This window comes from Flavobacterium aquidurense (assembly GCF_001404985.1).
In the GTDB taxonomy this organism is placed as follows: Bacteria; Bacteroidota; Bacteroidia; order Flavobacteriales; family Flavobacteriaceae; genus Flavobacterium; species Flavobacterium aquidurense_B.
Genome location: NZ_JRLF01000015.1, coordinates 724,458 through 739,601 on the forward strand (window position 1 = coordinate 724,458; position 15,144 = coordinate 739,601).

9 protein-coding genes are annotated in these 15,144 nt (G+C 33.0%); 2 read left to right on the forward strand and 7 right to left on the reverse strand.

Annotated elements, in window-relative coordinates; all coding sequences use genetic code 11:
* Positions 1-43 precede the first annotated feature (43 nt).
* On the reverse strand, positions 44-1,984 hold the full coding sequence (gene gyrB / locus RC62_RS21660; protein WP_055098425.1) for a DNA topoisomerase (ATP-hydrolyzing) subunit B: 1,941 nt from the start codon (positions 1,982-1,984) through the stop codon (positions 44-46).
* Between the two features lie 302 nt (positions 1,985-2,286).
* On the opposite strand from gyrB, the gene RC62_RS21665 reads away from it, so the two are divergent.
* Complete coding sequence (locus RC62_RS21665; RefSeq protein ID WP_055098426.1) at positions 2,287-3,231, forward strand: hypothetical protein; 945 nt, start codon at positions 2,287-2,289, stop codon at positions 3,229-3,231.
* Positions 3,232-3,337: 106 nt separating this feature from the next.
* On the opposite strand, the gene asnB (RC62_RS21670) is transcribed toward RC62_RS21665, so the two are convergent.
* The 6 genes from asnB (RC62_RS21670) to RC62_RS21695 form a co-directional block, all read right to left on the reverse strand.
* Entirely contained in the window at positions 3,338-4,954 is a 1,617-nt protein-coding gene (asnB, locus tag RC62_RS21670) for an asparagine synthase B (protein ID WP_055098427.1), read from the reverse strand.
* Between the two features lie 308 nt (positions 4,955-5,262).
* A complete protein-coding gene (gene asnB / locus RC62_RS21675) occupies positions 5,263-6,939 on the reverse strand; it encodes an asparagine synthase B (protein WP_055098428.1) in 1,677 nt (558 codons plus the stop codon).
* Positions 6,940-7,606: 667 nt separating this feature from the next.
* A complete protein-coding gene (locus RC62_RS21680; protein WP_055098429.1) occupies positions 7,607-8,056 on the reverse strand; it encodes a hypothetical protein in 450 nt (149 codons plus the stop codon).
* Between the two features lie 156 nt (positions 8,057-8,212).
* Positions 8,213-9,964, reverse strand: coding sequence for a TonB-dependent receptor (locus RC62_RS21685; RefSeq protein ID WP_055098430.1), 1,752 nt, complete (start codon positions 9,962-9,964; stop codon positions 8,213-8,215).
* A gap of 204 nt (positions 9,965-10,168) precedes the next feature.
* Positions 10,169-11,032 (reverse strand): PhzF family phenazine biosynthesis protein, encoded by an 864-nt coding sequence (locus RC62_RS21690; protein ID WP_055098431.1) that lies wholly within the window; start codon positions 11,030-11,032, stop codon positions 10,169-10,171.
* Between the two features lie 104 nt (positions 11,033-11,136).
* Positions 11,137-14,151, reverse strand: coding sequence for a tetratricopeptide repeat protein (locus tag RC62_RS21695; protein WP_055098432.1), 3,015 nt, complete (start codon positions 14,149-14,151; stop codon positions 11,137-11,139).
* A gap of 309 nt (positions 14,152-14,460) precedes the next feature.
* On the opposite strand from RC62_RS21695, the gene RC62_RS21700 reads away from it, so the two are divergent.
* On the forward strand, positions 14,461-15,144 hold the full coding sequence (locus RC62_RS21700; protein ID WP_055098433.1) for a cell division ATP-binding protein FtsE: 684 nt from the start codon (positions 14,461-14,463) through the stop codon (positions 15,142-15,144).

Sequence of the window (15,144 nt, forward strand, 5' to 3'; positions counted from 1 at the left end):
TAAGTAAATTTAAACAATTAAACGAATTGACGATTAAAATTTATTATGCATCGATATTAGCGTAAACTGCATTTTTCTCGATAAATTCTCTACGTGGCGGAACTTCATCTCCCATTAACATTGAGAAAACTCTATCAGCTTCCGCAAGACTATCAATAGTTACCTGACGTAAAGTTCTAAAGCTTGGATCCATTGTAGTTTCCCATAATTGCTCCGCGTTCATCTCTCCAAGACCTTTATAACGTTGAATAGCGGCACTTCCTCCCATTCTTTCGTTGGCCTGGTCACGTTGAACATCGTTCCATGCATATTCTTTTTTGTTTCCTTTTTTAACTAAGTATAAAGGTGGTGCTGCGATATAAACGTGACCTTCTTCGATCAGCTCTTTCATGAAACGGAAGAAGAACGTTAATATTAAGGTAGAAATGTGACTACCATCGACATCGGCATCACACATGATGATTACTTTATGATATCTTAGTTTTTCAAGATTTAACGCTTTACTGTCTTCTGCAGTACCAACGGTAACTCCTAATGCAGTAAAGATGTTACGAATCTCTTCGTTTTCGAATACTTTATGGTGCATCGCTTTCTCAACATTCAAGATCTTACCACGTAATGGTAAAATCGCCTGAAAGTTACGATCACGACCTTGTTTTGCTGTTCCACCAGCCGAATCTCCCTCGACAAGGTAAACCTCACATCTTGCAGGATCCTGCTCAGAACAATCTGAAAGTTTTCCTGGCAATCCACCACCGCCCATAACGGTTTTACGCTGAACCATTTCACGTGCTTTCTTAGCAGCGTGACGGGCTTGTGCAGCCAAAATTACCTTCTGGATAATGATACGCGCATCATTTGGATTTTCTTCCAGATAATTCTCTAACATTTCTCCAACAGCCTGAGAAACCGGAGAAACTACTTCTCTGTTTCCAAGTTTGGTTTTTGTTTGTCCTTCGAATTGTGGTTCAGCAACTTTTACCGAAATAATAGCTGTTAATCCTTCACGGAAGTCATCTCCTGCGATTTCGAATTTCAGTTTATCCAGCATTCCGGATGCATCAGCGTATTTTTTAAGGGTTCTTGTTAAACCACTTCTAAAACCTTGTAAATGTGTTCCACCTTCATGCGTGTTGATATTATTTACGTATGAGAAAATATTCTCTGTATAGCTTGTATTGTAAATCAAGGCAACCTCAACCGGAATCTCACCTTTTTCGTGATCCATACTGATTACGTGAGAAATAATTGGCTCACGGTTACCATCTAAATAACGAATGTATTCTTTAAGACCTTCATCAGAGTGAAAAACTTCAACTTTAAATTCGCCTTTTTCATCTACTTCTCTTTTATCTGTAAACGTGATTGTAATTCCTTTATTCAGGAAAGAAAGCTCACGCATACGAGCTGATAAAGTATCATAAGAGAATTCTATCGTCTGGGTAAAAATAGTATCATCAGGATAAAAAGTCTGACGTGTACCTCTTTTATCTGTTTCTCCAATTTGTTTAACAGGATAAATTGCTTTACCTCTTTCGTATTCTTGTTCGTAGATTTTACCGTCTCTAAAAACAGTAGATTTCATATGAACTGAAAGTGCATTTACAACTGAAACCCCAACACCGTGTAAACCTCCTGAAACTTTATAAGAATCTTTGTCAAATTTACCTCCGGCACCAATTTTAGTCATTACTACTTCAAGTGCCGAAACACCTTCTTTTTTATGTAAATCAACTGGAATACCACGACCGTTATCTTCAACTGTTACTGAACCGTCTTCGTTGATTGCAACACCAATGGTATCACAATGTCCTCCCATCGCCTCATCAATAGAGTTATCAACAACCTCATAAACCAAATGATGCAGCCCTCGAACTCCCACATCTCCAATATACATCGATGGACGCATTCTTACGTGCTCCATTCCTTCTAATGCCTGAATACTATCTGCTGAATAATTGTTCTTCTTGATTTCTTCGCTCATATAATTTATTCTAAAAAAATGTAATTATTGTCTAACACGCAAATATATAAAAACGCAAATTATATATCCGTTAAAATACGATTTAAAGCACTTAAGTTATTAACACTATTGTGCAAAAAACCATAAAAAATGACAAAAGCCGACTTTAAATTCTAATTTTCACAAATTCCAAATTCTAAAAATAGAAATAACATAAAAAAATGAAAAAATAAGTCTATTGGGTTTAATTTACTTTTTTCAAAATTTCATACTGCTTATTTTGTGTTTAAGAAATTAATTACATTTACCAAAATCATTTTGTCATGAAAATTACAACACTTTTATACTCTTTACTTTTCTTTCAAATCACTGTAAGTCAGAATAAAAACGAACATAAAAAATTTATAGAGGTTGAAATAATCAACAAACATCATATCGATTCAAATGACAAATCTTATTCAGCATCTCACGAAAGTCCAGCTTACATGAATTCATATTCATCAGGTTATAACAAAGTGGTTTCTAAAAACAAAATAATAATGATCTTTGATTTGGATGGAAAAATTTTGCAACGAAAAGGATTTCAAATTAAAAAAAAACCGCAATCAAAGCCTCAGGATTTAATCGAAGTATATAATTATGATAAAAATGGTTTTCTTTCCAGTATTACAGAGCAGGAAAAAATCAATAACAGTTTTATTGAAAAGACATTTTTACAGCAATTTTATTACAATGACAAAAACCAACTAATCGGAAAAACTTTTTTAGATCTAAAAAAAAATACTATTACGAAAAGAATAGTATTCGAATATGATAGCAATAGAAATAATACAAAAATCATATCCGACTCTTTGCATTACATTATAAAACAATATGACACAAATAATCAAATTATAAGTTCGACTGTTTACAACGATAAAAAAATACATTATGCAATTGATGAAGAAGTCAAAAAAGGCAATAGTTACTATGATGATAACAACAAAATAAAAGTGCTTAATTTTGCTTATAAAAAACAATATTATCCTGATGGATTATTGAAAGAAATCGAACAATCAAATGATTTCGATACTTTAAAAAGAAATAAAAAATACGCTTACTTTTCTAATGGTTTATTAAAAAACGAAGAGACTTCTTATTCTTACTATCCAAATAATTATCTGTTGCAACAGACATTTAGTATAAAATCAGACTTCAGGGAGAATATTAATCGAAAAGCAATTGAAGATATAAATCGGCAACTATTAAAAAGTGATATCTGGGAATAAGTTTATAATGAAAATAAAAAAACCGAAACCAACAATTGAAATGTAAGTTTCGGATTTCTGTTATTTAATACCAAATTGGTATTTGAAATTTATTTTCTCTGAATTTCTAAACCGTTACTCCAGCCTTAGAAATTTCAACATCTGCTTTTACGTGAGCCGCGTTTGCTCTTCCGCTTGGATCCTGATTTTCCTGCCATTTCGGAATCCATTTTCGAACTGTCTGTGCAGCACTAACTTGTGGATAAAATTTATGAAATATAGATCTGTATAAATAAGCTTCTTTTGTCGTTGGCGAATTATACGGAAATTCAGCACTTGCACCGGCTAATTGCTCATCAGAAACTTGTCCGGAACAATATTCAATCAATTCATCAACCCAATTGTATCCTACACCATCAGAGAATTGCTCTTTCTGTCTCCATAAAATTTCAGTTGGCAAATATGGATTTTCAGGCGTATCAAATGCTTTTCTTAAAATATATTTCTCGATATTATCGTAAGTTTTTGGTTGTTTTTCTTCTGTTTTTATTCGAATCGAAACATCCAGAAATTCTTTGTCTAAAAACGGAATTCTGGCTTCTAACCCGTGTGCCATTGTTGTTTTATCAGCACGAAGCAAATCGGCAGTGAATAATTTCTGTACTCTTTCGATTGTTTCATCCTGAAATTCTTCTGCAGATGGTGCATTTCTAAAATACAAATGACCTCCAAAAACTTCATCAGCACCTTCACCGGAAAGAATTACTTTAACCCCTTGATCAGCGATTGCTTTTGCTAATAAATACATTGGCACTCCTGATCTTACCGAAATGATATCGTAAGTCTCGATATGATAAATTACTTTTTCTAAAATAGCAACACCTTCTTCTACCGTAAAATATATTTCATGATGCTCCGTATCTAAAAATTCAGCTGCTTTTCTTGCTGCAATATTATCTGGTGAATCTGCATCTAAACCTATAGAAAATGACTTTAGTTTTTTACCGTCTTGTTTTAATAATCGAGCTGCAATCGCAGATGTCAATGACGAATCTAAACCTCCTGAAAGTAAAACCCCAACAGGAACTTCGCTCATCAAACGCTTACGTGTAGCCTCGATCAATGATTCTCTAACAAGATCAAGATCTAACGCTTTATTGGCATTAGAATGATCTTCATATTCCGGATTATAATATTTTACAAAACCTGTTTTTCCGGTATAATAATGTCCGGGAGGGAAAGTCGAAAATGATTTACATTGATCTGCAATTGACTTCATTTCTGAAGAGAAATAAATCCTTCCTCTTTCGTCCAGTCCGTAATACAAAGGTTTAACACCAACTGCATCTCTTGCTGCGATATAATTGTCTCCATCAACAACTACAAAAGCAAAATCACCATCAAGCATGTTGCAAAACTTATATCCAAATTCTTCGTACAAGTGTACAATTACTTCAGAATCTGATTTAGTTCTAAAACTGTGATCTTTTAAAACTGTATCTTTTAATTCCTGATAATTATAGATTTCTCCATCATGTACCATCCAGGCTTTATTAGTTCCCTGAATAGGCTGTTTCCCAGATTTAAGATCAATAATCGACAAACTTTCATGGCAAATGATACTGCCATTTTCCATAATATGTAAATCACTCTCATCAGGACCACGATGCGACATTCTTGTAGAAAGCTCTTTTACGAGTTGCGGGTCTTTTCCTTTACCAATAACGGCCAATATTCCAGACATACTATTCTATTTTTATTTATTTTAATTTTTTGCTTATGCTTACATGCAGTAAACCAGGCATAAAATCTATTCTATTTTTCTAATTTTGAGCTAAACCAAACACAAACTTTAGCCTTTCTGTACTTAAACGGCTACAATACAAGCAATTTAATTTTATTTCGACGAATGCCAAATATAAAAAAGAAACTTAAATAATTATCTTCAAGTCGCTGAAATAATAGAATTTAACATTATTAGACAAGAAAAACGCTCTCAGGATTGAGAACGTCTTTCGGAAATATAATATATACTAATTCTAAAATTCTTGTTTATGCTTTTGCGTAAGCATCATCATGAACGCTCGCAACGGCTCTTCCTGAAGGATCGTTCATGTTTTTGAAAGCTTCATCCCACTCCAAAGCAATTTTTGTACTACAAGCTACACTTGCTTCCTGAGGAACACATAAAGCTGCTGCATCACTAGGAAAATGTTCTGCAAAAATAGAACGATAGTAATATTCTTCTTTAGAAGTTGGCGTTTGTAATGGGAATTTGTATTTCGCATTTGCCAATTGTTCATCTGAAACTTCTTTGGCTACCACTTCTTTCAAAGTGTCAATCCAGCTATATCCTACTCCATCAGAAAATTGTTCTTTTTGTCTCCATGCTACACTTTCCGGCAACATATCTTCAAAAGCTTTACGAACTACCCATTTTTCCATAGGATGTTCTTTGTTAATCATTTTATCTTGCGGGTTGATTCTCATCGCTACATCCATAAATTCTTTATCTAAGAACGGAACACGACCTTCGATTCCCCAAGCTGCTAAACTTTTGTTGGCACGCAAACAATCGTACATATGAAGTTTCCCTAATTTACGAACGTTTTCTTCGTGAAACTCTCTTGCATTTGGTGCTTTATGGAAATATAAATATCCTCCAAATAATTCATCTGCACCTTCACCAGAAAGAACCATTTTGATTCCCATTGATTTAATAACTCTCGCCATTAACCACATTGGTGTTGAAGCTCTAACTGTAGTTACATCATAAGTCTCTAAGTTGTAAATTACATCACGAACAGCATCTAAACCTTCCTGAATCGTAAATTTGATCTCGTGGTGAATTGTTCCAATGTGTTTTGCAACAATTTGAGCCGCCGCTAAATCCGGTGAACCGTCTAAACCCACTGAAAAAGAGTGCAATTGCGGATACCAGGCATCTGTAGTATCATCTGATTCAATACGTTTTTGTGCAAATTTTTTGGCTACAGCCGAAGTAATTGACGAATCTAAACCTCCAGAAAGTAAAACTCCGTAAGGAACATCACTCATTAATTGTCTGTGAACCGCCGCTTCAAGTGCTTCTTTAATTGCAGGAATACTTGTTTCGTTGTCTTTTACAGCATCATAATCTGTCCAGTCTCTTTTGTACCATTGTACAAATTCACCGTCTTTGCTTGTCATGTAATGTCCCGGAGGAAACAATTGAATTTTTGTACAATATCCTTCTAAAGCTTTCAATTCTGAAGCTACGTAGAAAGTTCCATGTTGATCCCAACCAATATACAAAGGAATAATTCCCATATGGTCACGAGCAATAAAATACTCATCTTTTTCTACATCATAGATAGCAAATCCGAAGATTCCGTTCATTTCATCTACAAAGTGAGGTCCTTTTTCTTTATAAAGAGCTAAAATAACCTCACAGTCACTTTCTGTCTGAAAGTTATATTTTCCTTCAAATTGTTTACGCAATTCTCTGTGGTTGTATATTTCTCCATTTGCAGCCAAAACTAATTTTTTATCTTCTGTAAATAAAGGCTGTTTTCCTGAAGCCGGATCTACAATTGCCAAACGCTCATGAGAAAGAATTGCTTTATCATTGCTATAAATTCCGCTCCAATCCGGTCCACGGTGACGAATGATTTTAGACATCTCTAATACTTGAGGTCTTAATGTTTCAGCTTTTTGTTTTAGATCAAATGCACATACGATTCCACACATAACTATATATTTTTTTTATTAATTTTATTTTGATAAGGCAAAGATGCATTAATGGTTACAATTGAAAAACATAAATCTTTATTTTAATTACAATTTAAAACCATAAATCGATTTTTACATATAAAATATAAAATTTAAGCATAAAAAAAAGCCCTGAACTTGAAAATTTTAATTTTCAGCTTAAACAAAGCACAAAATGCAAACTTTTAAACAGAACTTTGAATTAACTTTTAAGATATTTAAAATTCATTGAGAGATCCACAAAGAGAAGAAAGAAAGTTGTTAAAGAATTATTCTTTTGATGAATCTTGTCATTCCGAGGAACGAGGAATCTCCGCATGTAATTCGACAAAGATTGGCCATTTTGATTGCGGAGTTTCTTACAGAGATTCCTCGTTCCTCGGAATGACAAAATAAACAGACTAACTCTGCCAAAGGTTTATGCGCATTCAAACCCGACAGGCTTTAAAAACCTTTCAATATTTATAATCCATATCTAGTCTATACAGGACAATTTTGCCATGGGATTATTTTTTTCTGCCAATATTTAACTCCTAAGGAGTTTTTTTTAAACTGAGAAGAAAATATATCTCGTAGAGATTTAATGCTGGTAAAACTAAAAAGCTTATGGTTAAAATTGTTCCGTAGGAACTATACAGAAAAACAATTATTCAACACTTTCAATCGTATAATGCGTCTTATTGATTTCAAATTTAAACCCAACTTTATTCCCCATTAAATGAGAACCAAGCGGAGATTGAGGAGAAAGTGCAATAACATTAATACCATCAATAGCAATTTTAGGAAGCGCTACACTTACATACAAATAAATTCCGTTAGCTTTTACCAAACTGCCAGAAATAATATTTTCAGTTGTTTTTGATGCATCAATTTTATCTAAAATCGCTTTTTGGGTTATTGCTTCTTTTAGTTTATTGGTAAGTTTTTCCTGCTCGATATGCATCATTGACAAAGCGGTTTCATGCTTATCTCCGGCAGAACCTTTAGCATCGTTTTTAGAATCTTCGGTCAAAGCCGAAATCATGTCCCTAAAAATATCTATCCGATCCTGGACCATTTGCAAGTAATGAGAATGTATTTTTTGTTTGAATGTCATTTTTTTAAAAGTACTGAGGTGCTAAGTTACAAAGGTGCAAAGGTTTTTTCGCTGCTCCAAAAAAGTTAGCCACGAATTCACGAATTTAGTTAAAATTAATTCGTGAATTCGTGGCTTAAAAACTTAGTGCCTTAGCGCCTTCGTGGCAAATATTTCTTAAAAATCGAATTTATAATTTCCACCAACTAAAACCTGAAATCCTTGTACAGGATAATTTAGCCATTTTTCGTAAGCCTGATTTCCTATATTGTTTAATTTCAGGAAGAAAGTCAAACGCTCATTATATTTATATCCTAAATGCGCATTGGCATCAAAATAACTTTTTAGTGTTGTAATTACAGGATCTGTTCCTAAATTTAGATTAGACTGCATGTCTTTACGCTCTCCTACAAAGAAAACATTTAAGCCCGCATACCATTGTTTTGTAATATTTACATCAAGATTTGAACTTATTTTCATTGATGGCAAATTCCACGCTTCTATACCATCATATTTATAACTATTAAAAGTTCCGTTGATACCAAAAGATACATTTCTTGAAAAATCAGCTTTTAATTCTCCATAAAAACGGAAGGTTCTTACGTCATCATAAACAACACCAAAAGAGTTTCCGAAAGCATAATTCTGATTAGAGAAATCTTCTGTATAATCATTCCCTTTATACAACGCCTTATCTTTTTCGTTTAAATAAGAACCTGTCAGGTTATAATTGATATTGTTTGCTAATTTACCTTTTAAACCTGCAAAAACAGTATACTGATTACTTGTTGGACGCATATTTAATGTTGGAGATAAAAACGGGTTATCATTCACAAAATCAGCGTATGAGTTTTGCTCTAAACTACCATTTACTCCAGTATAGAAAATCATTAAATCGCCTACTAATTTATAAGAAGCATTTACTTTAGGATAAATATAAAACTTGTTTCCGCTGTTTTCAGAATCCAAACCATAGAACAATCCTGCCCCTAATTCTAATGTCCAGTCATTTTCAAGAATTACAAAACTTGGTTCAATCCCAAAATTAGTCAAACTGTATTTTAAAGGTTGTGTATTATCACGAGCATAATTATGATCAAAAGATCCGCTTACGTGATCAACAATAATATTTGTATTTATAGATTGATCCATTACTTCTACCTTGAAAGAAGGCTTTACATAAAAACGATTTTCTGAAGAAGAAAAGCTATCTGAAAAATGCGTGAATTTCGTTGAAATTTTACTAAAAATGCCTTCATTAAACTCAATGTTTCCTCCTAAAGCAATTGTATTATAAGAATGATTAGGGTTGATACTTCTTATTAAATCATCACGTGTCTGACCCGCTAAAGTCGAACCAAATTCAGCAGGTAAACCATACCAATTATACAATTGATTTTGATATCCTAATTCAACATTCCATGCCATATCGCGATTGTTTACGCCATATGCCACATTTAATGCTGTATCATAAAACTCATCGTTTAGGTCTACACCTTTAATTCCGCCTTGCGAAGAATGATGACGAAACATTCCTGCCACATAATCATTGTTTCCTAAATCCTGATTAACGAATAATTCAGCATTTAAAGTTCCATAATTTCCCACGCCTAAAGTGGCATAATTATTAAACAATTTTTCTCTTTTCGATTTCTCAACACCTTCGGCTTTTCCTTTAGAAGGCGTAAATGTAGAAGCCACAGGAACAGATAAAATACTATATTTTATCGTTTCTTTAGGTTGATTTCCTGTATCATCCAGTGAAGGAGTTTCCTTCACTTTAAAAGCATCTGAAATTGTTGGCGAATAGGGTTTTACTACGTTTACGGTTTCGGTCCCGATAGTTTCATTTTTCTTTTGCGAAAACGAAAGCTGGACTACAAACAATACTAGTAAAATGATGATTTTATTCTGGCAATTAATTTTCATATTTCTTCTTTTTAAGAGAATAAGAAAAAAGATTAAAGAAGAAAGACTTCTTTCTTGTTTCTAAATTTTCTCTATTTCTTTATTCTATTTCTATTATCTTTTTTATCCTTGATTCTTTTCTCTTGACTCTATTCTCTTTATTCTATTCTCTTTATTCTATTCTCTTTCTTCTATTCTCTTTCTTCTATTCTCTTTCTTCTTAATTTAAGCTTCCCAATCTCCTTTTGCAACAAACTGAGCTTTTCCTCCTATCTGAATATCAAAATCGTTTCCGGATAATTTTCCTTTGAAATAAATTTGAGACGGACGATTAATATAATCTCCCTGATAATTAATTAAATCAATTTCCGGTTTATGATATTTCAGTAGAAAAGCTTGTAAACAAGTACTCGCGCTTCCGGTTGCTGCATCTTCTACTAATTGGTTGTGTTCAATGCATAACATTCTGCTAAACAATTTTGAACCTTCGAGATAATAAAAATATAAGCCTCTGTGAGTCGTTTTACAATTTTTTACCAGCCAATCATTTGTTTTATCTTTATCTAAAACCAAACTTTCCAATGCTCTTTTACTACTTAATCCAACCATTACAAAGGCACTTCCGGTTGTTACTTCCTGAATAGGAAACTGATTTTCAAAATCATGATTTTTTAAATTACTAAATACTGTAATATCTTCTTTCGAAAAAATATCCCAAAATTTTGGCTGAACCGCTTTTAACCAAATCAAACCTTCTGATTGATGGATTGAAATTGGTCCAATTGGAACATTTAATTTTATATTCTCCGGAGAATCATTCAATATTTTATTCATCAAAACCCATGAAGTCCCTATTATTGGATGTCCCGCAAATTGCATCTCCTGAGATGGTGTAAATATTTTTATCTCGGCCTTATTATTTTCTTTGTCAAGTTTGGTTATAAAAGTACTTTCGGCAAAATTAATTTCGCGCGCAATTTGCTGCATTTCTGCCGAACTTAAATTTCCTGCATCCAAAAAAACTGCCAATTGATTCCCAGCGTATTTTTTCTCAGCAAAAACGTCAATTATATAAAAAGGTAAACTCATTTCTTTCTTTTTTTTCTTAGAAAATAGAGAAAAGAACAAAGACTTTTCGGCAATCTTTCTTCTTGCCTCTTTTTTCTATTTTCTATATTCTATTCTCTTTATTCTTATTTATTAATCGAAGAATTCGTTTTCGATTCTTCTACTTTTATAGCTGCTAATTCTTTTTTGGCTTCTTCAACAACATCCGGATAATCAGTAAAATTGTTGATTACGTTATCTAAAATATAAGTCGCCTGATAGCTGTCTTTTAATCCGTAGAAATTTTTTGCCATTAGAACCAAACTCTTTGCTCCGTAATATTTATAAGCCGAATAGTTTTTAGCTAATTTCTGAACCAATACATTTGAAGCTTCAAACTTGCCTTCTTTAGTTTTAAAGTAAGCATCATAATACAACGCTTCTGCTGCCAGTTCTCCTTTTGATGTTGCAGATAATTTCGCGTAAGCTGCTTTCGCTTTATCTTCCTCTCCTGTTTGCATTGCTGCACGCGCTACGATAATTTGCGCATCAGCTTTTACGTTTGCATCAGCTTTTACATTCTGCAACACTTTATCTGCATAGATAACTGAGTTATCATAATCTTTCTTGTCATAATAACATTTCATCAGGTTAGCTTGTGCAAAACTTTTGTTTTGAGCAGAATCAGATTCATTTTCTAATCTGATTAATACGGGAGTCGATTTATCACAATCTTTTGCTTTTAGATAAATCTGCGCTAATTTCATTAAAGATTGCTCTGTAAATTCGTTTCTTGGCTGGTCAATTACATATTGGTAATTAGCTACCGATTTTGTTTCTGAACCTTCAGAATAATACAATTGAGCCAAATAAAAATTAGTTTCTAACGAATGAAGCCCTGATGGAAACTTATTTATATAACCTGTAAAGCCTGTAATCGCCTGTTTACTATTGTTTTGACTGTATTGTTTGTAAGCAGCATCATAAGTGTCGTTATCAAGTTCTGCATCTGTAACCGCAACAAAGTCCAAAGTACGAACCCATGTTGCGTATTCGTCTACTTTTCCTGAATCTACATAAATTAATCTCGCTGTTGAAACTGCTTCTAAAGCTTCAGGCGTTTTAGGAAACTCAGCCGCTACTTTCTTGAATTTTACCAATGCTTGATCATCACGATCTGAATTATAATAAATCAAACCTTGTTTTAAAATTGACTTTGAAGTAAATGCACCATTTTTATATTCAGAAATTAACTGATCATACGTTTTAATAGCCTGATCATTCTTTTTCTCAGCCACATAAGTATTTCCCAATTCATATAAAGCATCATCACGGTATTCAGATTTTTTATACATCTGAAGAAAATTGTTCAACTCCTCCACTTTCTTATCGTTTTTAGACATAAATCCGTAAGAAATGGCTTTTTGAAATTGAGCATAATCTGCATCAACCCCTTTTGCTTCAATTGCTTTTGCATAAGCTTCATTTGCGGCAGTATATTTTGAAGTTACAAAACGGCAATCTCCTAAACGCAAATACGAATCATTCAAACGAACTTTATCTCCTTTAGAATTATCGATTTGCGCTTGAAATGAATTGGCGGCCTGATCGTATTCTTTCAGTTTAAAATAGGTATATCCAATATTATAATTGATATTTTTATACTCATCAGTTGTTTTGGCAGCAGCTTGTCCTGCAAACTGTTTATAGGTCAATAACGCATTCTGAAAATCAGCTGTTACATATTCTGTTTCTGCTTTCCAAAAAGTGGCGCGTGCAGTAAACTCAGGCGTTTTTTGTTCGCTGATCGCACTTTTAAACATTTTTCCGGCCTCCTGATAATTCGATTCATTATACAATTCTAAACCTCTGTAAAAAAGTACTTTTTGATATGCGGCTTTATTCTCAGCTGATCTGTTTTTCTCTAATAAAACCAAAGCTTCTTTGTAGTTTTTAGTCGAAATATAAGAATCAACCAATAATTTTTCTATTTCAGATCTGCTTGAATTATTTGGATATTTTTTCAGGAAATCAAGTAAAATTGCAGGAACAGTTTGATACGCATTTCCAATATCATAACTTACTTTAGCGTAATTTAAAGCGGCATCTTCCTGAATTTGTGCATTAAAATCCATTTCAGAAGCATTTTTAAAAGCGTTTAAGGCTTCTTGTTTTTTGCCTGTATTTAAATAACTCAAACCCAAATGGTAATAAGCATTTTGAGCTACGAAATCTTTTCCTTCAATAATTTTATTGAATTGTGAAATCGCTTTTTCATAATCTTTCTGCTCATAATATGCATATCCTAATTGGTAGAAATCCGTATTATTCCATTTTCCTTTTTTACCTGCATATTGCTCTAAAAACGGAATTGCTTTGTCGTATTGTTTTAGATTAAAATAGCTTTCACCGATGATTTTATTGAGTTCTGATTTTTCAAGTTCATTTGATTTAGACATCGCTTTCTGACCTAAATCAATTGCTTTCTGGAAATTTCCTAATTTAAAGTTCATATCAGCCTGATAATACGAAAGCTTCTCTTTGTATTTTTCTTCGCCTGAAACTTCATCAAAATATTTAGTTGCTTCTTTATAATCATCGCCTTCATAAGCCATAAAACCAAGATAATACTTGGCCTGAGAACCAAATTCAGGAGAATTTACTACTTTATTAAAGTATGTTGTGGCTTCTTTTTTCTTTTTGGCATTGAAGTAAGCATATCCTTTCTGGAAATTAAATTTATCCGAATCTGATTTGCTCATATAACTTTCATCCACTTTATCAAACCATTGTAAAGCTTTTGGATAATTTCCCTGTTCGAAGAAAAACTGGGCAACCTCGATATAAGCCTGATTTTGTTTGGTACTTGTTGGATAATCCGTAACGAATTTTTCCATCAAAGCATCAGCATTTGCTTTATTGGTTCTAATGGCGCAATTGGCGATATAATACGCACAATCTGATTGCACTTCTTCGGTCGTGGCATTGTTTTTTACATGTTCGAAAATAAGCTGTGCCGAAGCATATTGTTTGTCATTATATAAAGCCAGTGCTTTGTCAAACTCCTTTAGATCGTAAGTATAAATAGCTGATTTTTGTGCCGAAACTATGGTCGAAATAAGAATAATTGGTAATAAAAAGAACCAGGAAAGTTTACGCATTTTAATTATATTTAGTATTCAAATGTATCATTTTATACCGTTTATAACGAAACGTTTCAGGCTTTTATTATGAACAAATATTTTAATGCTTGTTATAAAACTACTTTACAGACTTCAAAATATTGGTTCTCAAACTTCATTTTACAGATTTGCACAGATAAAAATTTATTTTTTGTTTAATAAAACAATAAAATCTTTCTAATCCTTTTAATTTATGGGGCCTCTTTAAAAATTTCTCACAGAAATGATTCAAATTTATTTTGAATCGAAGCGTTATCTTATTACTTTTACCAATCAAATCAATTTATTATGTCACAAACCGTACTATCTCTCAAAGAAGTCACTATATATCAGGAAGGAAGAAAAATTTTATCTCATATTAATCTGGATGTAAATCATGGTGAATTTATATACATCATTGGAAAAACAGGATCCGGAAAAAGTAGTTTTTTAAAAACTTTATATGCAGATCTGCCATTATCAGAAGGTGAGGCTCATATCGTTGAGTTTGATTTAGCGACTTTAAAAGAAAAAGATATTCCGTATCTAAGACGTAAAATTGGAATTGTATTTCAGGATTTTAAATTGCTTCCTGATCGTTCTGTAAAAGACAATATGCTTTTTGTTTTAAGAGCTACAGGATGGGTTGATAAAGAAGGAATGGAACGCAAAATCGATGAAGTTCTGGACAAAGTTGGAATGAAAGAATATGTAAACAAAATGCCACATCAGCTTTCTGGTGGGGAGCAGCAACGTGTTGCCATTGCAAGAGCTTTACTTAACGATCCGGAATTTATCCTTGCCGATGAGCCAACAGGAAACTTAGATCCACAAACAAGTTCTGAAGTCCTTGAAGTATTGAAAAAAATCAACGCAAACGGTAAAACAGTTATAATGGCAACCCACGATTATGCTTTATTGATGAAATTCCCGTCTAAAACATTAAAATGTGAAGACGAAAGAATTTTTGAAGTAGTGCAACGTAGTGTTTAA